This window comes from Bacteroides neonati, assembly GCF_000499785.1.
In the GTDB taxonomy this organism is placed as follows: Bacteria; Bacteroidota; Bacteroidia; order Bacteroidales; family Bacteroidaceae; genus Bacteroides; species Bacteroides neonati.
Window position 1 is genome coordinate 269,368 of sequence record NZ_HG726021.1, and the last position, 20,483, is coordinate 289,850.

Annotated in this window: 19 protein-coding genes and 1 pseudogene; 10 read left to right on the plus strand and 10 right to left on the minus strand. The window is 46.6% G+C overall.

Annotated elements, in window-relative coordinates; translation table 11 throughout:
* Nucleotides 1-80 precede the first annotated feature (80 nt).
* A complete protein-coding gene (locus tag TY03_RS10525) occupies nucleotides 81-1,034 on the plus strand; it encodes a ribose-phosphate pyrophosphokinase (RefSeq protein WP_042369881.1) in 954 nt (317 codons plus the stop codon).
* A gap of 97 nt (nucleotides 1,035-1,131) precedes the next feature.
* Here the strand turns inward: TY03_RS10525 and TY03_RS10530 are convergent, their stop codons facing one another.
* The 5 genes and pseudogenes from TY03_RS10530 to TY03_RS10545 form a co-directional block, all read right to left on the minus strand.
* The gene (locus tag TY03_RS10530; RefSeq protein ID WP_042369882.1) at nucleotides 1,132-2,286 is read right to left on the minus strand and encodes an MORN repeat-containing protein; all 1,155 of its coding nucleotides are present in this window, start codon (nucleotides 2,284-2,286) and stop codon (nucleotides 1,132-1,134) included.
* Between the two features lie 86 nt (nucleotides 2,287-2,372).
* Complete coding sequence (locus TY03_RS10535) at nucleotides 2,373-3,659, minus strand: M16 family metallopeptidase (protein WP_042369884.1); 1,287 nt, start codon at nucleotides 3,657-3,659, stop codon at nucleotides 2,373-2,375.
* The gene (gene kdsB / locus TY03_RS10540; RefSeq protein ID WP_042370194.1) at nucleotides 3,656-4,408 is read right to left on the minus strand and encodes a 3-deoxy-manno-octulosonate cytidylyltransferase; all 753 of its coding nucleotides are present in this window, start codon (nucleotides 4,406-4,408) and stop codon (nucleotides 3,656-3,658) included. Before kdsB ends, TY03_RS10535 begins: the two co-directional genes overlap by 4 nt.
* 30 nt (nucleotides 4,409-4,438) lie before the next feature.
* Nucleotides 4,439-4,804: pseudogene (locus TY03_RS22875) on the minus strand (2-amino-4-hydroxy-6-hydroxymethyldihydropteridine diphosphokinase); the annotation flags it as partial.
* Nucleotides 4,788-7,115, minus strand: coding sequence for a transglycosylase domain-containing protein (locus TY03_RS10545; RefSeq protein ID WP_042369886.1), 2,328 nt, complete (start codon nucleotides 7,113-7,115; stop codon nucleotides 4,788-4,790). The pseudogene TY03_RS22875 and the gene TY03_RS10545, both read right to left, overlap by 17 nt.
* Before the next feature lie 438 nt (nucleotides 7,116-7,553).
* Here TY03_RS10545 and pyrB point away from each other — a divergent pair, with 438 nt between their 5' ends.
* From pyrB to glyA, 5 genes are all read left to right on the plus strand, one after another.
* Nucleotides 7,554-8,483 carry an aspartate carbamoyltransferase gene (gene pyrB / locus TY03_RS10550; RefSeq protein WP_042369889.1) on the plus strand — a complete coding sequence of 310 codons (930 nt, stop codon included), beginning with the start codon at nucleotides 7,554-7,556 and terminating at the stop codon, nucleotides 8,481-8,483.
* Nucleotide 8,484: 1 nt separating this feature from the next.
* Nucleotides 8,485-8,946, plus strand: a complete 462-nt coding sequence (pyrI, locus tag TY03_RS10555; RefSeq protein ID WP_042369891.1) for an aspartate carbamoyltransferase regulatory subunit — start codon at nucleotides 8,485-8,487, stop codon at nucleotides 8,944-8,946.
* A gap of 11 nt (nucleotides 8,947-8,957) precedes the next feature.
* Nucleotides 8,958-9,533 carry a flavin reductase family protein gene (locus TY03_RS10560; protein ID WP_042369892.1) on the plus strand — a complete coding sequence of 192 codons (576 nt, stop codon included), beginning with the start codon at nucleotides 8,958-8,960 and terminating at the stop codon, nucleotides 9,531-9,533.
* 47 nt (nucleotides 9,534-9,580) lie between these two features.
* The gene (locus tag TY03_RS10565; RefSeq protein WP_230201970.1) at nucleotides 9,581-10,276 is read left to right on the plus strand and encodes a porin family protein; all 696 of its coding nucleotides are present in this window, start codon (nucleotides 9,581-9,583) and stop codon (nucleotides 10,274-10,276) included.
* Nucleotides 10,277-10,379: 103 nt separating this feature from the next.
* Nucleotides 10,380-11,660, plus strand: a complete 1,281-nt coding sequence (glyA, locus tag TY03_RS10570; RefSeq protein ID WP_042369896.1) for a serine hydroxymethyltransferase — start codon at nucleotides 10,380-10,382, stop codon at nucleotides 11,658-11,660.
* Nucleotides 11,661-11,819: 159 nt separating this feature from the next.
* Here the strand turns inward: glyA and TY03_RS10575 are convergent, their stop codons facing one another.
* Entirely contained in the window at nucleotides 11,820-13,487 is a 1,668-nt protein-coding gene (locus TY03_RS10575) for a formate--tetrahydrofolate ligase (RefSeq protein WP_042369898.1), read from the minus strand.
* Between the two features lie 475 nt (nucleotides 13,488-13,962).
* Between TY03_RS10575 and TY03_RS10580 the strand changes: the two genes are divergently transcribed.
* From TY03_RS10580 to TY03_RS10595, 4 genes are read left to right on the plus strand one after another with little or no spacing between them, the layout of a single operon-like run.
* Entirely contained in the window at nucleotides 13,963-14,745 is a 783-nt protein-coding gene (locus TY03_RS10580; protein WP_042369901.1) for a hypothetical protein, read from the plus strand.
* Between the two features lie 59 nt (nucleotides 14,746-14,804).
* Complete coding sequence (locus TY03_RS10585; protein ID WP_042369902.1) at nucleotides 14,805-15,347, plus strand: hypothetical protein; 543 nt, start codon at nucleotides 14,805-14,807, stop codon at nucleotides 15,345-15,347.
* A 12-nt stretch (nucleotides 15,348-15,359) separates the two neighbouring features.
* Nucleotides 15,360-16,250: a dTDP-4-dehydrorhamnose reductase gene (gene rfbD, locus TY03_RS10590; RefSeq protein ID WP_042369905.1), complete on the plus strand. Its 891-nt coding sequence runs from the start codon at nucleotides 15,360-15,362 to the stop codon at nucleotides 16,248-16,250.
* Nucleotides 16,247-16,672 carry an FMN-binding protein gene (locus tag TY03_RS10595; RefSeq protein WP_042369907.1) on the plus strand — a complete coding sequence of 142 codons (426 nt, stop codon included), beginning with the start codon at nucleotides 16,247-16,249 and terminating at the stop codon, nucleotides 16,670-16,672. Before rfbD ends, TY03_RS10595 begins: the two co-directional genes overlap by 4 nt.
* A gap of 58 nt (nucleotides 16,673-16,730) precedes the next feature.
* Here TY03_RS10595 and TY03_RS10600 read toward each other — a convergent pair whose 3' ends face one another.
* The 4 genes from TY03_RS10600 to TY03_RS21860 all read right to left on the minus strand — a co-directional run bounded on the left by TY03_RS10600 (nucleotide 16,731) and on the right by TY03_RS21860 (nucleotide 20,221).
* Entirely contained in the window at nucleotides 16,731-17,024 is a 294-nt protein-coding gene (locus TY03_RS10600; RefSeq protein ID WP_042369909.1) for a hypothetical protein, read from the minus strand.
* A 7-nt stretch (nucleotides 17,025-17,031) separates the two neighbouring features.
* Nucleotides 17,032-17,601: an RNA polymerase sigma factor gene (locus tag TY03_RS10605; RefSeq protein ID WP_042369911.1), complete on the minus strand. Its 570-nt coding sequence runs from the start codon at nucleotides 17,599-17,601 to the stop codon at nucleotides 17,032-17,034.
* Between the two features lie 241 nt (nucleotides 17,602-17,842).
* Nucleotides 17,843-19,126, minus strand: coding sequence for an IS1380 family transposase (locus tag TY03_RS10610; RefSeq protein ID WP_042366226.1), 1,284 nt, complete (start codon nucleotides 19,124-19,126; stop codon nucleotides 17,843-17,845).
* A 150-nt stretch (nucleotides 19,127-19,276) separates the two neighbouring features.
* Entirely contained in the window at nucleotides 19,277-20,221 is a 945-nt protein-coding gene (locus TY03_RS21860) for a redoxin domain-containing protein (RefSeq protein WP_081713089.1), read from the minus strand.
* Nucleotides 20,222-20,483: the final 262 nt, after the last annotated feature.

The window sequence follows — 20,483 nt, forward strand, 5'->3', positions numbered from 1 at the left end:
TCTACGATAACTCTTTTATAATGCTTAGAGAATTCCTACCTTTGCGCCTAAATTAACAAATAGGTAACAACTATTACAAAATGAGCGAAAAAGCACCCTTTATGGTATTCTCGGGAACCAATTCGAGATACCTGGCAGAGAAAATCTGCGCCAGCCTGAATTGTCCGCTGGGCAACATGAATATCACCCACTTTGCCGACGGAGAGTTTGCCGTTTCTTACGAAGAGTCCATTCGTGGCGCGCATGTCTTCCTGGTTCAATCTACCTTCCCCAACTCCGACAACCTGATGGAATTGTTATTGATGATCGATGCAGCCAAAAGAGCATCGGCCAAGAGCGTCGTAGCAGTAATTCCTTACTTCGGATGGGCCCGTCAGGACAGAAAAGATAAACCCCGTGTATCTATCGGCGCTAAGCTGGTAGCCGACTTGCTGTCGGTGGCAGGTATCGACCGTTTAATCACCATGGACCTCCATGCCGATCAAATTCAAGGCTTCTTCAACATACCGGTAGACCACCTGTATGCTTCGGCCGTATTCCTTCCTTACATCCAGTCGTTGGAGCTGGAGAATGGCTTGGAAGACAGTCTGGTGATTGCAACCCCCGACGTAGGCGGTTCTAAGAGAGCCAGCACATACTCTAAATACCTGGGTGTGCCATTGGTACTGTGCAACAAATCGCGTGAGAAAGCCAACGAGGTAGCCACCATGCAAATTATCGGTGATGTAAAAGGCAAAGATGTACTCTTGATCGACGATATTGTCGATACGGCAGGTACGATTACCAAAGCAGCCAACATCATGCTCGAAGCGGGTGCCAAATCGGTACGTGCCATTGCCAGCCATTGTGTGATGTCCGATCCGGCCTCGTTCCGCGTACAAGAGTCGGCACTCACCGAGATGGTATTCACCGACAGTATTCCTTACGCTAAAAAATGCGACAAGGTGAAACAACTGAGCATTGCCAGCATGTTTGCCGAAACCATCAAGCGCGTAATGAACAACGAGTCGATCAGCTCGCAATACGTACTCTAAAATCGTAAAGGAGCATTTCTACTCCGATATTCAACTAAAAAATGGCTGCACAGAATTAACTTGTGCAGCCATTTTTAGTTAGATGTGTGTGTTTCGGCTAGTTTAGTTTACCAAATGTATAGGTACCTTTGCGGATCACTTTTCCTTTGGCATCTGTTTCGACAAACGGACCGTGCTTCTTGCCTTGCTTAAAAAATCCGTCGTAACGATTCCCGTCCTTATCTTCCTGCACACCCTTGCCCTCTTCGAAACCGTTTACAAATTCGCCTTTATAACGCGTGCCGTTTTGCAGCACCAGTGTGCCCTGACCGTTGGGTTGGTTGTTCTTCCATTCTCCATCGTAAGTATCGCCGTTGTTCCACTTGTACACACCGTGACCGCTGCGTTTATTATCTTTCCAGCTTCCTTCGTACACAGCGCCGTTGGCCCAAGTAAACGTTCCTTGTCCGTCCTGCATACCGTCTTTAAAGTTGCCTACATATTTATCGCCATTGGCATGGTGGTAGATCCCGGCTCCGGTGCGTTCGCCTTGCAGGTAAGCCCCTTCGTAGCGGTCGCCAGTATGGAAGAAGTAGATACCCTTGCCGTGTTGCATATCTTCCGACCAGTCTCCTACGTACTTATCGCCGTTAGTATATTCGAACGTACCCTTTCCGTCGCGCACATCGTTCTTCCAGTCACCTTCGTATTTGCTGGCATCGTCCCATTTCATGACGCCTTTGCCGCTCTTCTTATCGTTCTTCCATCCGCCTACGTATTGTGCCCCGTTCTTCCACGTATAAGTACCTTGGCCTTCGCGCTTGTCGTTTGCCCAGTTGCCTTCGTAGAGGTCGCCGTTGTGGTAGTACATAATGCCTTGGCCATGCTGATAATCCTGAAACCACATTCCGTCGTAACGGTTGTTGTTCATGAAATAAAAGATTCCTTTGCCGTGTTGTTGGTCTTGAAACCACTGCCCTTCGTACTTCTCGCCATCGGGGAAGGTGTAGATACCAAACCCTTCTCGCTTGCCTTTAACATACTCTCCTTCGTACTTATCACCATTCTTAAAGGTAGTGATTCCTTTGCCGTTAGGCTTACGCGACTTCATCTCGCCGATGTAAACCGAACCATCTTTAAAGGTGTAGTTTCCGATTTTAATTTCTGTCGAAAAGGAGTCTTTTATTTTTCCGAAGAAGCCCCCTTTGTCTTGTGCAGCGGCATTTCCATGCGTCATACAAGCAAACAGAAGTGCAGTATATATATATTTCATTGAGTTACATTTACGAATTATTATTAAGTATATGTGATTTACAAAGATACAAATTCCGTGTCAAAATCCCTATTTTTTGTCCCTTTTTAGCCTATCTTTTTACCTGCGATGACCTCTTTTAATGTCTCTTTGCAGAAATAGCGGCGTGCCAATTCGCGAAGCTCGTCGGGCGAGACCTCTTTCAACGCTTGCAGCGAGCGCGAAAAATAACTGTCGTCGAGATGCGAAGTCTGGATAAACATCCAGGCATCCGACAGCGAGAAGGGCGATTCGTAGTTGCGGCACATCTCGCCCAGCATGTAATTGCGCACTAAAGTGAGCTCCTCTTCGGGTACGAGGTCGTTGTGCAAACGGTCTATTTCGTGGTAGACCTCTTTAATAAGCGGCTCTACGTATTCGTTGTCGGTTTCGGTACTGATGACCAGCATTCCACTATCGGGGTAACATTGAATACCGGCAGAGATGCCGTAGGTGTAGCCTTTCTCTTCACGAATATTCGACATGAGGCGGCTACCGAAATATCCTCCGAATAATGTCATAAGCACGCGCATTTTCAAGTAATCAGGGTTTTGCCGAGTCAGTGTGGTAGCACCCAGCTTCACCCCACTTTGCATGGCATCATCGCGCTCGGTAAAAATACGCTTATTCTGCACCGTCTCAAACGTATAGTGGGTATCGACCAGCAACTGATCGTACCGCCCAAAGGGAGCTGTACCAAAGGCCCGTTCGATGCAGCATACCACCTCGTCGGTCACTTTGCCCGCTAGGAACACGGAACAGTTGCCTGAATGATAATAGGTGTCGTAAAACGATTGCAGCATCGGCACGTTGATGTTACGGTAATCGGCCTCTTCGATCAGTTGTCCACAGGGATGCCCCGCCCCGTAAAGCGAGCAGAGCAGGCTGCGCTGTGCCAAAAAATCGACTTTCGAGCGGTTGACCAAAAATTGCTGCACATTGTTCTCAAGCACTGTGCCGAGTTCCTTTTCGGGAAACACGGGCTCTTTGATGATCGACTCCAGTATCGCTACTGTTTCGGTGATGTATTTATTAAGCGAGTAGAGGGTGATGTAAGCATACTCCGACGAACTGGATAGTTCGAGCCACGCACCATAGTAATCGAGTTTCTCCGCTATGTCGGCAGCAGTAAAACTGCGCGATCCTTCACGTAGCATTCGATTAGCAAACAAGGCTTGCAAACGGTGCGACTGGTGCCAGCGGCCACCGGCAAAGAGAATATCAATGCGTACCACCTCCTGCTCTCCGGCATTGACGATAGTAAGCGGAACCCCGTTGGACAGCGTAGTGCGAACGGGTGGAAGAAGATTGAACTCCTTCAGGTCTTGTATTTCGGGAGGCAGAGTACGGTTCATGGCAGGGTATTTAAATACTTTTCGGCGTGAGCTAAATCTTCGGGTGTATCAATCCCTATCGTCTCGATCGTGCTGATGCCCACCTTGATAGTGTAGCCATTTTCAAGCCAACGGAGCTGCTCAAGCGACTCTGCCACTTCGAGCGACGATTGAGGTAACGAGGTAATTTCCTTGAGTACCTCGGTGCGATAAGCATACAGCCCGATGTGCTTGTAATAAGTGTGGTGTTGCAACCACTCCTGCTTGTCGGCATTGCGCTGATAGGGAATGATGGAGCGGCTAAAGTAAAGTGCATTCCAGTTGCGATTGACCACTACCTTGGGGCTGTTCACGTTTTCCAGCGCAGCCACGGTATCGCTTGCGGCAAAGGGTTTGACCAATGTGGCAATCTGCGTAGTGGCATCGTCGAAGCAGGCTTTGACGGCGTTTAGCTGCAAGGATTGAATGAATGGTTCGTCACCCTGAATATTGACCACCACATCAAAATCGCCTCCGATCTTGCAAGCGGCCTCATAGCAGCGGTCTGTTCCGCTTTTATGATCGACCGAGGTCATTACCACCTTACCTCCAAAAGCTTTCACAGCCGCCTCGATGCGTTCGTCGTCGGTCGCCACATAGGCGTCGTCGAGGACACCCGCCACCTGTTCATACACCCGTTGTATTACCGTTTTTCCACCGAGCAACGCCAGTGGCTTTGCCGGAAAGCGGGTGGATGCATACCGAGCAGGGATTATTCCTAAAAATTTCATATCATTATTTTTGTTTGACAACTCATTCAGTCCCCGTTGCACGTAGTCGAGCTCCATGTCGACAGGCTTTAAGATGTTGTTGTCGTAGTATAGCAAATCAATATCGAGACATACGCGCTCGCGCTTCTTGTCGCCGGGCAGACGGCCGGCTTCGTGCTCTATCGCTTTGAACAAAGCACGCAACTCTGCGATGGGGCGATCGGTGTCGAACACGGCTACCTGATTGAGAAACGAGGCAGAATGGGTCATGTGCAGCGGTTCCGTGTAGCGGCATGCAGCAAAACGAATGCCCGGAAGCAGTTGCTGCAATCGGGCACGCGCTAACGCCACGTTCTGCTCCGGCTCGTAATTACTGCCGATGCAGAGCGCTTGGCGATTATTAGTTAAAGAGTTCATCCAACCCCGGTTCTTCGACCACTACTCCCTCACCAGACGCTTCGGCACAGGGATCAAACCCCTCGGGCAACTTGAACCGCTCTTTCTCGTCATAGCCCAATGACTTATCGTCGAATACTTTCTTCATGTACTTCGTCCATACGGGCAGTGCCAGCGAAGCGCCTTGACCGTAGGCCATACCATCGAAGTGAATGTCGCGATCTTCGCCTCCCACCCATACGCCTGATACAAGCGAAGGGGTGAAGCCCATAAACCAACCATCGGCATTGAAGTTGGTCGTACCCGTTTTACCGCCCATATCGGCAGTGGGAACACCCAGACGACGCACACGTCCACCGGTTCCTTCGTTGATCACGGCACGCAGCATCACAAGCATTTTGTAGGCGGTCGAGGCACTGATAACCTCCTCCATCTGCGGAGTGAAGGTCGATATCACGTTGCCGTCACTATCTTCGATGCGGGTTACGAAGAGCGGTGCCACCCGAATACCCTTGTTGGCAAAAGCGGTATAGGCACTCACCATCTCACCCACTGATATTTCGCACGGGCCGAGGCTGAGCGATACTGAAGGTACAATTTCGCGGTTGCGCACCCCGAAGTTATGGATCAATCCGGCCAAGGCATAGGGATTGAGTTTGCTCATCAAGTAAGCCGTCACCCAGTTGTCCGAGTTTGCCAGTCCCCACTTGATAGTCACCATTTCGCCGTAACGCTTGTTGTTGGCATTGCGCGGTGTCCAAGGTGTTCCGTTTTCGTCGATCAGCGTTTGCTCTACGTGGCGCACCTGATCGCAAGGCGAGAATCCGTTCTCCATCGCCAAGGCATAGAGATAGGGTTTGATGGTCGATCCTACCTGCCGACGACCTACCATGGCCATATCGTACTGGAAGTTCGTATAATTGGGACCTCCCACGTAGGCTTTGACATATCCGTTGATAGGATCCATTGACATAAATCCGGCACGCAGGAAGTGCTTGTAGTACTTAATCGAGTCCATTGGAGTCATGATGGTATCCTTGTCTCCCGTCCAGGAAAACACGGTCATCTCTTGTTTGGTATTGAAAGCCTTGCGAATCTCGGCCTCAGAGGCTCCTGCCTCTTTCATCAACCGATAGCGATCGGTTTGCTTCATAGAGCGATCGAGAATCTGCGCCACCTGTTCAGTAGTTAAATTTTTACTATACGGAGCGCTTTTACGTCCTTTCTTCTCCTTGAAGAATTGCGGTTGTAGGTATCCTCCTAAATGCTCCTCTACCGCCTCTTCAGCATACTTCTGCATGCGCGAGTCAATGGTGGTGTATATCTTCAACCCGTCGGTGTAAATATTGTAATTGCTACCGTCTTTTTTCTTGTTTTTGGCACACCAGCCGTACAGAGGATTGGTTTCCCAGTTGAGTGAATCTTCATAGTACTTCTGTTTCTGCCATGCACGATACTCGCTACGATCAGGTTTACCGGCAGTCATCATTCCGCGCAGGTATTCGCGGAAGTAAGTGGCCAATCCTTCTTTGTGATCGACCCGGTGGTAGGCCAATTTCAAGGGTAGGGCTTGCAGCGAATCGCGTTCTTGCTCGGTAAGATAGTCCGCTTTTTCCATCTGACTGAGCACCACATCACGACGCCCTTTCGAACGTTCATTGAAACGCACCGGGTTGTAGAGCGACGGATTTTTGCACATACCGACCAAGGTAGCAGCTTCTTCGATGGTGAGGTCTTTGGGCTCACGACCAAAGTAGGTGTAAGCAGCCGTTTTAATACCCACAGCATTGTTGAGAAAGTCAAACTTATTAAGATACATACTCAGAATTTCCTCTTTCGTGTAGTAGCGTTCAAGTTTCACAGCTATCACCCATTCAATGGGCTTTTGAAAAAGGCGTTGCAAGGAATTCTTAGCAACTTCATCGGTGAATAACTGTTTGGCAAGCTGTTGAGTAATAGTACTACCCCCACCGGCATTTTTTTGAAAGAGTAGTCCGCGCTTAACCACAGCACGAACCAGAGCTTTCATGTCAATGCCCGAGTGATCAGCAAAACGCACATCCTCGGTAGCGATCAGAGCGTTGACAATGTTAGGCGACAATTCGTTGTAAGCAGTATAAATTCGGTTTTCTTTACTGAGAGACCAGGTGCCGAGCACTTTACCGTCTTCCGAAAGCACCTCGGTGGCAAACTTGTAGTTAGGATTTTCAAGCTCCTCAACAGGAGGCATATAGCCAATCCATCCGTACGAAATGGAGGCGAAAATAACGACACATAGCAACACCATGGCTGCCAGAAAAACCCAAAGGGCTTTTATAATTTTTTTAATCATTCTCGTTGATTTGCAGTGTTATCAATACTTGACGCAAAGATAGCTATAATTCGGCAAACAGCCAAATAAAGGCACTTTTCTATGTGGCTTATCGTCCCAAAATAAACAAAAAAGCAACTGGGGTAACATTTCACTAAAACAGAAACAATAAGACCGACAATTACTAAACGGACGTACGGTTCACCCAAAACAAATACGCCGTCTAAGCCGTTCGTTTAAAACAAGCGCACTATTCGTGCCCGAGCAATTACGCCACTCATTCGCAATAAAAAAAAACACTCTGAAAAAAGCACCTCCAAAAGCAACAAAACATCTCCAAGAATACGCCAAGAGCCAGCGAAAAACAGTAAAAAACGTCGCTTTCCACTTGTGATTCGCCTTTTTTCTTCGTATCTTTACAGACTGAAAACAAGTTCTATCAACAACAAAGATAACAGAATGGAAAACAGAAGTTTAGTAACCATCGCAGAGCATTCGAAAGAGAAAATACTCTATATGCTGGAAATGGCCAAGGAGTTTGAAAAGAATCCGAACCGAAAGATTCTTGAAGGAAAAATCGTGGCAACCCTGTTCTTTGAACCCTCCACCCGCACCCGCCTGAGTTTTGAAACTGCTGCCAACCGATTGGGAGCACGGGTAATCGGATTCAGCGACCCGAAAGCAACCAGTTCGTCGAAAGGCGAAACACTGAAAGACACGATTATGATGGTTAGCAACTATGCCGACATCATCGTGATGCGGCACTACCTCGAAGGAGCGGCACGTTATGCCAGCGAAGTGGCACCCGTGCCCATTGTCAATGCCGGAGATGGAGCGAACCAACACCCCTCGCAAACCATGCTCGACCTCTACTCCATCTACAAAACGCAAGGAACGCTCGAAAATCTTAATATTTACTTAGTGGGCGACCTCAAGTACGGACGCACCGTACACTCGCTACTGATGGCCATGCGCCACTTCAACCCTACATTTCACTTCATCGCGCCCGAAGAACTGAAAATGCCCGAAGAGTACAAACTCTACTGCAAGGAGCACAGGATCAAGTACATCGAGCATACTGAATTCAACGAAGAGGTGATTTCTGAGGCTGACATCCTCTACATGACTCGCGTGCAACGCGAACGGTTTACCGACCTGATGGAGTACGAAAGAGTTAAAAATGTGTATATCCTGCGTAAGAAGATGCTCGAAGGCACGCGCGACAATATGCGTATACTCCATCCCCTACCCCGTGTCAACGAGATTGCATACGATGTAGACGAAAGCCCCAAAGCATACTACTTTCAACAAGCACTTAACGGGCTGTATGCCCGCGAAGCAATATTGTGCGACGTATTAGGTATAACATTAGAAGACATCAAAGAGTGATATGAATCAGAATAATCAAGAATTGCAAGTAGCCGCTCTCAAAAACGGAACGGTTATCGACCACATCCCCAGCAACCGGCTCTTTACGGTGGTTTCGCTATTGGGACTAGAACACATGGACAACAACATCACCATCGGGTTCAACCTCGACAGCAAGAAATTGGGACGGAAGGGAATCATCAAAATAGCCGATAAATTCTTCGACGACGAAGAGATTAACCGCATTTCGGTAGTAGCACCGCATATTAAACTCAACATCATTCGCGACTATAAAGTGGTCGAGAAGAAAGAGGTACAAATGCCCGACGAACTCAAGGGTATACTCAGGTGTGCCAATCCCAAGTGCATCACTAACAACGAACCTATGGAAACACTGTTTCATGTGTCAGACAAAGAGAACTGCGTTGTAAAATGCCACTATTGCGAAAAAGAGCAACGCAAAGAAGAGTTTACCATCATCTAACAAAATATTGAATGAAACAAGACTGGAAACCCGGAACAATGATCTACCCGCTGCCCGCCGTTATGGTGAGCTGCGGTAGTCATCCCGACGAGTACAACATACTAACCGTAGCATGGACAGGAACGATCTGCACTAACCCACCGATGTGCTATATCTCCGTGCGTCCCGAACGGTATTCGTACGACATCATCAAGCGGAACATGGAGTTCGTCATCAACCTCACCACCGCCGACATGGCTTTTGCCACCGATTGGTGCGGGGTGAAGTCGGGTAAAGATTACCATAAGTTCAACGAAATGAAGCTCACCCCCGGCTCCAGTACCATGGTTAGCGCGCCGCTTATCGAAGAATCACCTCTGTGTATCGAGTGCCGCGTTAAGGAGATCGTATCACTGGGATCACACGATATGTTCATCGCCGACGTTGTGAACGTGCGAGCCGATGAACGCCACCTCAACCTCCAAACGGGCAAGTTGGAGCTAGCCGAAGCTAACCCACTAGTCTACGTGCATGGCGGCTACTACGAACTGGGTAGCAAGATAGGCAGGTTCGGCTGGTCGGTCCATAAGAAAAAGAAAAAGAAATAAACCATACGCTTATGAGACGAACGCTTCTTCTTTTATTATCCCTCTTGATGATCGGTTGGGTCAATGCACAACAGACACATCAGGATAAGATAGAACGTCCCAATACCCGAAAAGTAAATTTCGGAATCAAGGCGGGTTTCAACTCGTCTATGTTTCTGGTGTCGGATTTTAAGATCAAAGACGTAACCATCGACGAGATTCAAAATAATTTTCAGATCGGATATTTCGGTGCGTTCTTCATGCGCCTCAATATGAAGAAGCACTTTCTGCAACCTGAGATATCGTACAACATCAGCCGGTGCGAGATCACGTTTGATAAGCTGGGATCGCAACACCCCGACATCGAACCCGAATATGCATCAGTGGCATCGAGTATCCACAGCATCGACTTTCCGGTGCTGTACGGATACAACGTAGTTAAAGAAGGCCCTTATGGCATGTCACTCTTTGCCGGACCTAAGTTGCGCTATATCTGGGGGAAACAGAACACGATCACGTTCGACAACTTCGATCAAAAAGGCATTCGAGAAGAGCTATACCCGTTCAACGTCAATATAGTGGTAGGTGTAGCAGTCAACATTTCGCGTATTTTCTTCGATTTCCGCTACGAACAAGGGGTGCGCAACATCTCCAAGTCGGTTACCTACGACAGCTTGAACCCCGACGGAAGTCTGGGGGTAAGTGATATCACGTTTCACCGCCGCGACAATGTGCTTAGTTTCTCACTTGGTGTTATTTTTTAATAGACTATTCTTACTTTTTTTCATCAGATTATCATTCTTTTTCTATATATTTGTACGCTTAACAACGAATCTCCAATAATATTTATTTTTATTATAATACGGAATGAAAAGAGACGATTTAATCTTCGACATCATCGAAAAAGAACATCAACGTCAGCTCAAAGGTATCGAGTTGATTGCATCAGAAAACTTTGTGAGTGATCAGGTTATGCAGGCCATGGGTTCATGCTTAACCAATAAGTATGCCGAGGGCTATCCGGGCAAACGTTACTACGGCGGTTGCGAAGTAGTCGATCAAAGCGAACAAATTGCAATCGACCGCTTGAAAGAGATTTTCGGAGCCGAATGGGCCAACGTACAGCCTCACTCGGGTGCGCAAGCCAATGCTGCCGTATTTTTGGCTGTACTGAACCCCGGCGACAAGTTCATGGGATTGAACCTTTCGCACGGCGGACACCTCTCGCATGGCTCGCTGGTCAACACCTCGGGCATCATCTATACTCCTTGCGAATACAACTTGAATCAGGAAACCGGACGGGTAGATTACGACCAAATGGAAGAGATCGCCCTACGCGAGCAACCGAAAATGATTATCGGTGGTGGATCGGCCTACTCGCGCGAGTGGGATTATCGCCGTATGCGCGAAATAGCCGACAAGGTAGGTGCCATCTTGCTGATTGACATGGCACACCCTGCCGGATTAATTGCTGCCGGACTACTTGAAAACCCGGTGAAGTATGCACACATTGTAACCTCTACTACCCACAAAACCCTACGCGGACCCCGTGGAGGCGTTATCATGATGGGCAAGGACTTCCCCAACCCATGGGGAAAAACCACTCCGAAGGGTGAAGTGAAAATGATGTCACAATTGCTCGACTCGGCCGTGTTCCCCGGTGTACAAGGCGGACCGCTCGAACATGTGATCGCTGCTAAGGCTGTAGCCTTCGGCGAATGCTTACAACCCGAATATAAAGAGTACCAGAAACAGGTACAGAAAAATGCCGCCGTACTGGCACAGGCATTGGTAGATCGTGGATTCACCATCGTTTCGGGTGGTACGGACAACCACTCGATGCTGGTAGACCTGCGCAGCAAATACCCCGAACTAACAGGTAAGGTAGCCGAAAAGGCATTGGTATCAGCTGATATTACTGCCAACAAAAACATGGTACCGTTTGACAGCCGCTCGGCTTTCCAAACATCGGGAATCCGCTTGGGTACACCTGCCATCACGACCCGTGGTGCAAAGGAAGACCTAATGCTCGAAATTGCCGAAATGATCGAGACTGTTTTGTCTAATGTAGACAACGAAGAAGTCATTGCACAGGTACGCAGCCGTGTGAACAAGACAATGGAAAAGTATCCGATCTTTGCTTATTAACCACAGAGGACACAGAGGGAAAAAAAGAAGGAATCAGATAAAGAAAGAGAGAGGAAACTGAGTTTAGTTAATAAACTTGGTTTCCTCTCTCTTTATAATAATGTCAATCTCTGCGACCTATATGGTGAATTACTCCCTGTGTTCTCTGTTGTGAAACAGTTAGCTCAGTCCGTCGATCTGTCCGTCTACGATGTCGATGTATTTGGCTTGGGGTTCTTTGGGTAACCCGGGCATACGCATAATCTCTCCGGCAATAGCTACAATCATCTCGGCTCCGTTGTTGATAACGATATCTTTAATATGGAATTCGAAATTATTGACCGCTCCGTAGATCTTCGGATCAGCCGAGAAAGAGTACTGCGTTTTGGCAATACACACCGGATAATGAGCGATACCCATCTCTTCGATCAGCTTTATCTTCTTGCGGGTTTCGCTGCTATACGTAACAACACTTGCACCATAGAGCCCTAAAGCAACTTTCTCGATCTTCTGCTCAACGCTGTCGCTGTCTTTGTAGGTGAAACGTAACGGTTCCGAAGGTTTCTGCTCGATGGTATCGACTACCAACCGTGCCAAATCGACCGCTCCTTCGCCTCCTTCGCTGTAAGCGTTGTTGATAGCGAAACCAACTCCCAGCTTATCGCAGTGCTGATGCAGCAATTCCATCTCCTCGTCCGTATCGGTAGCATAGCGGTTGAAGGCTACAATCACCGTCTGACCAAACGAATGCAGATTACGCACGTGCTTGTCGAGGTTGCGCAGCCCCTCGCGTAAACCTTCCATATTAGGTTCTTTGATTCGATCGAGGCTCACCCCACCATGCATCTTCAATCCTTGTGTAGTGGCTACGATCACCGTCAGACGAGGTTGCAAGCCACTCTTGCGGCATTTGATATTATAGAACTTCTCTGCACCCAGATCAGCACCAAAGCCGGCCTCGGTCACTACATAGTCGCCAAAGGTCATAGCCATTTTGGTAGCTAGTAACGAGTTACATCCGTGCGCGATATTGGCAAATGGACCACCGTGAACGAAGGCTGCCGTGTTCTCGGTCGTCTGCACCAGATTGGGGTGAATAGCGTCTTTGAGCAATACAGTAATAGCACCTGCCACTCCCAAATCATTTACGGTAAAGGGCTTACCGTCGTAGGTGAAACCGAGCAGGATGTTTTCAATGCGGCGGCGAAGATCGTCAAGGTCTTTCGACAGGCAAAGAATAGCCATGATCTCCGAAGCGGGTGTAATGTCGAAACCCGACTGTCGTGTGATACCATCGGTCTTGGCACCCAGTCCAAGCACGACGTTTCGCAACGAACGGTCGTTAACGTCGAGCACGCGTTTCCAAAGAATCTCCTTCAACCCAAATCCCTTGGATTGGTTCTGATAAAGGTAGTTATCGAGCAGAGCCGATATCATATTGTGTGCCGAGGTGATGGCATGAAAATCGCCTGTAAAGTGCAGGTTGATTTTCTCCATGGGCAATACCTGTGCGTATCCACCACCCGCAGCTCCACCTTTCATACCGAAGCACGGCCCCAACGAAGGTTCGCGCAGCGCCACAATAGCCTTCTTGCCTATTTTGTTAAGCCCCAATGCCAGTCCGATGGAAACGGTGGTTTTACCAATACCGGCTTTGGTGGCAGTGATGGCAGTTACGAGAATAAGGTTGCTTCTCTTCACCTTCTCCTCATCGATAAGGTGTTCGGGAATCTTGGCGATGTAGCGGCCATAGTTCTCGACTTCGTCACGTGGAATGCCGATGTGTTCTGCTACTTGTTTTATTTTAGTCAGTTCTGTCTCACGAGCAATTTCTATATCTGCTTTCATGTTGTAAAGGGTTATGAGATTATACATGCAAAAGTACAAATTAAATCTGTATTAACACTCGATCGGAGAGAGTTTTGAGTACAGAATGATGGCATTGCGCATCGGGCGGTGACTCATCGAGGCGTTATTTGAAGCGCGACGTATCTACCTCCTGACGTTTTTTCTCTTTGTAACCTCCAAATTTATAGCTCAATAGGAGGACGAACGTCCGGTTGTCGGGCAGGGAAGAAAAACAACACCCTTTTGTTATCGCCTACTTACGTAGTGTTACCTACTGTTATAAAGCATATTATTTAGTATCACTCAAAGAGACAACCTATCCGCTTTCCACTTATCTTTGTGAATATGAAAATACCATTTTATTTTGTCGTTTTTTGTTGTCTTACCCTTGGGGTATATTCGACTATAGACTGATTGCGATCGACTGAAAATCAAATGATCGGGGAGAAATTGAGCAACTTAAAGAAGCAAACATATGAAAAAGATTTTATTCAGTTGTTTACTAGTACTCGCCACAGCAACTCCGGCTTTTGCACAAACCGAAGTGGCTAATGACAGCGTAAAGCGTCTGCCCGACAAAGTACCTGCCATTCAGGAAACAGGACGCCAAACCGTACGAACGAATCAAAACGATTTTATCCTTCCCGATCGAGTAGAACCCGTATCTACTTTTGCCAAACCTTCAGAAGAGAACAGCACCTTTCGGATTCATACACCCGAATTTCTGCACACTCCCTGGCCCACACCTCGGTTGGGAACGGGTGGCAATCCGTTTGCCAATGACTACAATCAATACGATATATTTCTACTGACACCCGATAGCTACTTGAATACGTACAGTACGTTCAACACCTATCCCACCATAGGCACTTTTATCGAAGCAGGAGGTTCTTATACCTATCGGCTCAGCGAACGGTTGGATATAACCGGAGGATTGTATGCAACCAAATACAGTATGCCATCCTTTGTACACGGGTTGCAATTGGATGCGGGTATTAATGCGGCACTCGGCTTTCGCATCAATGAACGACTTAGAATCAGGCTGATAGGACAGTACTCTCTCTACGGACAGCAAAACTCCACACGAGGCTACTTGACTCCGCTTGCTCCACAAAGTTATTACGGTGCCATCATGGAGCTGAAGGTAACCGATTGGCTCGAAGTACATGGCGGCATGGAACGGATTTTCGATCCGATACGGGGGAAGTGGAAAACGATTCCCGTAGTTTATCCGGTTATAAACTTTAAAAAGAAATAAAAGGCGGAAGGCCTATAAGATAATTTCATATCTTTGCGTAGACAACAAACCCCACGGATATGAAAAAGCTGTTCTTACTCTTTGCCTTACTGCTGCTCGCTGTTGCAGTATCTGCTCAGACGGAGCTACCCTCCGACTCTCTTCGTCGTTCGCCTGCGGGTAATTATAAGGAATTCGGAGGATTTCTGCTCGACATGGGACTAATGGCTGTACAGGCTCCCAAAGTACCCAAATTTAACTTCGATCCGGGCAAACCGGCCAAAGACTACAACCAATTATTCAGTCTCGATCCCAATGTTACCATGACGCAAGGTTTGTCGAACGTGTTTACCTCTTATGGAAGCGGGTTCGGGGCATTTGGCGGATTCGGAGCATTCGGTTCAACATCCGATCAACTTCAAATGGGAAGCTTTAAGTTGAAGAACGGTATGCGTATCAATACCTACGGCGAGTACAATGCCGATGGATACCGGGTACCCAACCGTAGCGCTTTGCCTTGGGAGAAAAACAACTTCAAAGGTGCTTTCGAACTTAAATCCGGCAATGGTGCTTTTGGCATTCGTATCGAAGTGCAACAAGGACGCGGATCATATTATCCTTAACCCCAACAAAAGATGAAAAAAATTCTGGTTATCGGCGCCAATGGTTTTACCGGACGTCGTCTATTGAATGACCTGTCGGCCAATAAGGCATACAACGTCATTGGGTGTTCGCTGAACGAAGACATCGATCCGAACCCGCAACACCGTTTTATCCGTACCGACATACGCGATGCCATCTCCGTAACAGCCCTATTCGAAGAGGTGCGTCCGCATGTTGTCATCAATACGGCGGCACTCTCGGTGCCCGACTATTGCGAAACCCATAAAGAGGAGGCGCACGTAGTCAATGTAACAGCCGTGGAGCAACTGGCACGTGCCTGCGAACAGTACAATAGCCGCTTCATCCACCTATCGACCGACTTTGTATTTGACGGACAAACAGACAAGTTGTATGTAGAAACCGATCTCCCCCATCCCATTAACTTCTACGGAGTAACCAAGCTCGAAGGCGAACAACGTGTTGCAGCCATTTGCCGCAACTACGCCATAGCCCGTGTGGTGGTGGTATATGGCAAAGCATTGCCGGGACAACACGGCAATATACTGCAACTGGTAGCCAATAAGCTGAGAGCCGGAGAGAGCATCCGTGTTGTGTCAGATCAATGGCGCACACCTACCTTTGTGGGCGATGTAGCCCGGGGTATTGAGCAACTGATGTTTCATCCGGGCAATGGCGTTTACCATCTTTGTGGCAGCGACTGCGTGACGATTGCCGACATGGCTTACCGGGTAGCCGATCTTTTACAGCTCGACCGTTCGCTCATTCAACCGATTACGACCGAGGAGATGCAAGAGAGTACGCCACGTCCCCGTTTCAGCGGACTGAGCATTGCCAAAGCACAACAAGAAATCAATTATAAACCCCACACCCTCGACAAGGGAATAAAAGAGATGTTTTCATGAGTCAACCCATTGTATTGCAATCAAGTCCATATACAGATAAAATAATCGGTTTTGCCGGACCTACTCCTTTGGAGATTACGCTCAATGATTCGGGCAAGATAAGCGATATTAAATTACTGAAGAACAAAGACACCCCCGCTTATGTACAGATAGCCATTGATGGCGGTTTACTCAACGCATGGAACGGCTTGACACCACAAGAAGCCTTGGCCAAACAAGTAGATGCCGTAAGTGGTGCTACATTCAGTTCACGCGGTATTATTCAAACCGTACAAAAGCGGCTGGAAGTGTACGAAGCGCAACGCAGCAGTGCTACTACATCGCAGGTACTGATCGGCATCAGTTTATTTGTGCTTATAGCCGTGGGATATTTCTTTATGCGCAACCGCAGAAAACACCGTATGCAACAAGCAAAAGTATAGGTCTGCAACCGCATAAGGCCATACTACAAATCGGCACAGGCTTTTGCAGTGAGTCTTATCATTTGCAAAGCTTGCGCCGATTTACGCTTAAAGATTTGTATTTTTCTTTCAAACGATCGATTTCTTGCTCCGAAAATGAATGATTGCTCTCATCCGCCGTTCTCTCATCGGCCATTATATTATCCAAAAATACCGCTTTGTGCTTATAAGCCGTACAGTATTTGCACAGTGACAAATGGGTTCGAAGTTGCCATTTCTCCAGTGGCAACAACGGTGTGTGCAACTGCTTCTCTATCAAAAAGGTGGCTTTTTGACAAGAGAGGACAAATAGATGTATGATTCTTTTGTACATAACACAATTATTTACTAAACCAATTCAGATCTATACACTCTCTCAACTGCAACCGGCTGCGTTGAAGCAGCTTCCAGTAAGCAGTCGAAGTCATATTCAATTCCTTACAGATGTCACCTGCTTTTTTGCTTCGGAGATAACAGAGCTTAACCGCTACTTTCCATTGTGGAGGTAAATTATCGAGGCATCTGTAAAAAGATTGCCTGAAATCGGTATCATCTAATAATGCGTCGAGAGATTTGGGTGATTCCGCCCATACGTTGGCTACATCGGTTTGCCTCCACTCGCCGTTTCGGTCGAAGTCATGTTCAAAGTTTAGATCGACCATGGGTTTGCGATAACGCTCTTTATACATATCGACTACTTTGTGATAAAGTATTCCCAACAGCCATGCCTCGACCGAATGTATTTCGGAGAAAGAATCTCTTTTGGCATAAGCTACCAAAAAAACCTCCTGAACGGCATCTTCGGCATCTTCTTTATTTGAGAGCAAATAGTATGCCCTATTCAAGAGCCTTTTAGAATAAGTTTCTATCAGGCTCTCAAACAGAGCATCTGTTAATTGAGGGTGTGACATATCTATCTTCTTTTACGCAAAGATAAGTTTTCCACGATTATTTTTCATCTGTATCGGCTATTATTATTCTTCCTCAAATCCGCAGCTAATTTATAACTGATTCAAATAGCGATTTAATTCACCTAATAGTTCCTACTCGTAGCTTTTCCCCCTGCTTTTCTCCTTGATTTCAGGTTATAGGGCATAGCTTCCCCTTTCCCCAGTTAGCTGAAGGCATAAGTAATCCCACGAAAAGTTGTTTTTACGGACTCCAAAGCAACTTGTATGGTTTGTCGGAATAAATATTGAGTACCCATTGTCTGCCTGTCTTTACCCATTTCGCAGGAACTGTAATGAATCGAAAGATAAATCGTTTGACTCGGCTTACCGGTTCAATATCTTCAAACACGGCTGCAACCTTCTCAATAAGGTAAGCATAAAAGTTTTTAGCCATGGCTGTAAGTAGCAGGAATACTGTATTCTCTTTGAGGAATGAACAGGGAAGATGACTCCACCCGAAATCGTTATTCATCATGTCGAATGTTCTTTCACAGGCTCCACGAGCATTGTAGAAGAGTACAATGTCTTTTTCAGAACTTTCATGGTCATTGGTTAAGATGCACCGATAGGTGTATTCACCATCAAATAGGTCCAATTGGTTGTCCTTACGCTTTTGCCTTTGAATAACAAGTCGGTAGTTTTCTTCTTGCAAAAAGGAAGTAAAAGGTATGGAGGTCACTTCATAATTCTCGAAGTTGATTTCTTCTTTTTTCCAATCTGTGATTTTCGTCATTTCTTCATACAGAGACTGACATTTGCCGGCTCGTATGTAGAACTTGTTGCAGTAGCCATGTGTCATACGGATAATCTCTTCCGAATAAGAACCACAGTCCATCCGGCAACGGTCTATGAATATTCCCCTATCGGCCAAACGACGAAAAGTCCGTTGGAGCGTATCCGCTTGACGAAAACGGACATTTGCGTTTGCGGCCCGATTTTCCACACCAACAATGTTACCACCAATAGTTGCCGTGCCGGGGAAATAACCACGTTTTTTCTTGTAAGAATACTGAGTGTCATACTTTTCTGTGGGAATAAACTGGTGGTCGAAGTCCAAGTTATAAAGCGTGTTTGGCTTGAGTTGTTCTGTTTGAAGGAGCATATCGAGCATCAAACTATTAAGCTGTTCCGCCTTATTGAAAGCATAGCTTGCTCCTTTTTGGGAAGTATAGTGGATATCCAATTCTGCGAGTTCTTTTATGCCTCTCAATAAAGTATCCGGACTGGGGATTTCAGTATCCGGGCGTAATTCAAGATGTTTGCCAAGGTGTTTGCCGATATCTTCGATGTGGTCACCGCCGCAATAGTAGATCCAAAATAGGCTCGAAATAATTTCGCTATATTGGTAACCGGCGTAGGAAGAACGTAATCCTAAAGATTTATCGATCACGGAATTCAGTCCTAAACGAGAAAATTCATCCATTGCGTAAAATATACCCCCAAAAGGAGTGATATTATCTGATTTTATGGCTATTTTTGTTGTCATATGCACAAGTACCTTTATGGTTTGTTTGGTAGCACTAATTTAGGTGAATCTTGTGACATAACCAAACCTTGAGGATGTTATTCATCCTCAAGTGTTTGGATTCTCTGAAAATAATATGACTGCGGATTTAAGGTTCTTACAAATGCCAATTCAAAAGGTTATTACCTGATAGCCTCTCTTCAGGTAGTTTGCCAAAGGTTCTCCCATCGGCAATACATCGTAATTGAGTGCTTTAAGTTTATCGACAACTCCATAAGCAGTTGCGCAAGCGATACAGGCTTCTACCTTCACTCCATCGGTCTGCATTTGCCCTATTTTTTTCTGTAAGGCAGCATCATTGGCTATCAACTTGGCCGAAGGACCCCATACAACCAATGTTACTTCCGAAAACCATTTGCTCTTCTGTGCCGCATGCGGAAACATGAGGGCCACCCGCTCTGCCACCATCGGATCATCGCTACTCCATACCAATACCAGCTTGTTATTGTTCGCACTCCGGACAAGCTGTGTTAATTGCATCACAACATCCTCCGGGTTGGCTCTTTTCTTATAATCGGGATTAACAAAAGCATACCGTATTATACCTTTCTGGTCGATGATATAGGTAGCCGGAATGGGCAATTCGGCATTGTCATTGCCATTGTATTGACTTAACCCGAACTTGCTTTCATACCGATTGGCCGTTTCAGTATCGAGTTTGAAAACCAGATCGTACTGACGAGCCACATTGTTGTCCGCATCTGATAATACCGTAAAAGGAAGAGCGTTCTTTTCGATGGTTGTCAGGCTTCTATCGGGAAGCTCTGGCGAAAGAGCAATCAACGTAGCTCCCAGTTGGGTTATTTCCATCGCCTTGTCTGCCAATCCTTTCAGCTCCAAATTGCAATAGGGACACCAGCCGCCACGATACCAATTGAGTACTACCGGTCCTTTCTTTAATAATTGATAAAGATTAACCTCTTTCCCGTTTTGATCTTTCAACGTAAAATCGGGCGCTTTATCGCCAACGCGAATTCCTTGTTCTGCATTTTGAGCATTGCCTGCTAAAGTACCGGCTGTCATAATAATTAAAATGAATAGTTTAACAATTCTCATACGTCTTTATTTTTTTAGGATTAAATATTGAAGTCACCACCTTGGGAGTGTCGCTTCAATTACATAGTCTGAACTACATCAAAATCCTGACTAAAAAAAGACTTTTTTTCTATACTATTTCTTTTTTAATGTTTCGAGCGGCTCTCTCAACATTAGGTATTTCTCTGTTTAAAAGACTAGTATATTAACACAGCGTTAACTACGTACTCTTGCATACAAAGAATACGTATTCATTGATACCAAAACTACGTACTCTTGCATA

What these genes read in the sequence shown, in the direction of transcription:
- TY03_RS10525 (WP_042369881.1), top strand. Translation starts at nt 81, where the DNA reads ATGAGCGAAAAAGCACCCTTTATGGTATTCTCGGGAACCAATTCGAGA.
- TY03_RS10530 (WP_042369882.1), bottom strand. Translation starts at nt 2,286, where the DNA reads ATGAAATATATATATACTGCACTTCTGTTTGCTTGTATGACGCATGGA.
- TY03_RS10535 (WP_042369884.1), bottom strand. Translation starts at nt 3,659, where the DNA reads ATGAACCGTACTCTGCCTCCCGAAATACAAGACCTGAAGGAGTTCAAT.
- kdsB (WP_042370194.1), bottom strand. Translation starts at nt 4,408, where the DNA reads ATGAAATTTTTAGGAATAATCCCTGCTCGGTATGCATCCACCCGCTTT.
- TY03_RS10545 (WP_042369886.1), bottom strand. Translation starts at nt 7,115, where the DNA reads ATGATTAAAAAAATTATAAAAGCCCTTTGGGTTTTTCTGGCAGCCATG.
- pyrB (WP_042369889.1), top strand. Translation starts at nt 7,554, where the DNA reads ATGGAAAACAGAAGTTTAGTAACCATCGCAGAGCATTCGAAAGAGAAA.
- pyrI (WP_042369891.1), top strand. Translation starts at nt 8,485, where the DNA reads ATGAATCAGAATAATCAAGAATTGCAAGTAGCCGCTCTCAAAAACGGA.
- TY03_RS10560 (WP_042369892.1), top strand. Translation starts at nt 8,958, where the DNA reads ATGAAACAAGACTGGAAACCCGGAACAATGATCTACCCGCTGCCCGCC.
- TY03_RS10565 (WP_230201970.1), top strand. Translation starts at nt 9,581, where the DNA reads ATGATCGGTTGGGTCAATGCACAACAGACACATCAGGATAAGATAGAA.
- glyA (WP_042369896.1), top strand. Translation starts at nt 10,380, where the DNA reads ATGAAAAGAGACGATTTAATCTTCGACATCATCGAAAAAGAACATCAA.
- TY03_RS10575 (WP_042369898.1), bottom strand. Translation starts at nt 13,487, where the DNA reads ATGAAAGCAGATATAGAAATTGCTCGTGAGACAGAACTGACTAAAATA.
- TY03_RS10580 (WP_042369901.1), top strand. Translation starts at nt 13,963, where the DNA reads ATGAAAAAGATTTTATTCAGTTGTTTACTAGTACTCGCCACAGCAACT.
- TY03_RS10585 (WP_042369902.1), top strand. Translation starts at nt 14,805, where the DNA reads ATGAAAAAGCTGTTCTTACTCTTTGCCTTACTGCTGCTCGCTGTTGCA.
- rfbD (WP_042369905.1), top strand. Translation starts at nt 15,360, where the DNA reads ATGAAAAAAATTCTGGTTATCGGCGCCAATGGTTTTACCGGACGTCGT.
- TY03_RS10595 (WP_042369907.1), top strand. Translation starts at nt 16,247, where the DNA reads ATGAGTCAACCCATTGTATTGCAATCAAGTCCATATACAGATAAAATA.
- TY03_RS10600 (WP_042369909.1), bottom strand. Translation starts at nt 17,024, where the DNA reads ATGTACAAAAGAATCATACATCTATTTGTCCTCTCTTGTCAAAAAGCC.
- TY03_RS10605 (WP_042369911.1), bottom strand. Translation starts at nt 17,601, where the DNA reads ATGTCACACCCTCAATTAACAGATGCTCTGTTTGAGAGCCTGATAGAA.
- TY03_RS10610 (WP_042366226.1), bottom strand. Translation starts at nt 19,126, where the DNA reads ATGACAACAAAAATAGCCATAAAATCAGATAATATCACTCCTTTTGGG.
- TY03_RS21860 (WP_081713089.1), bottom strand. Translation starts at nt 20,221, where the DNA reads ATGAGAATTGTTAAACTATTCATTTTAATTATTATGACAGCCGGTACT.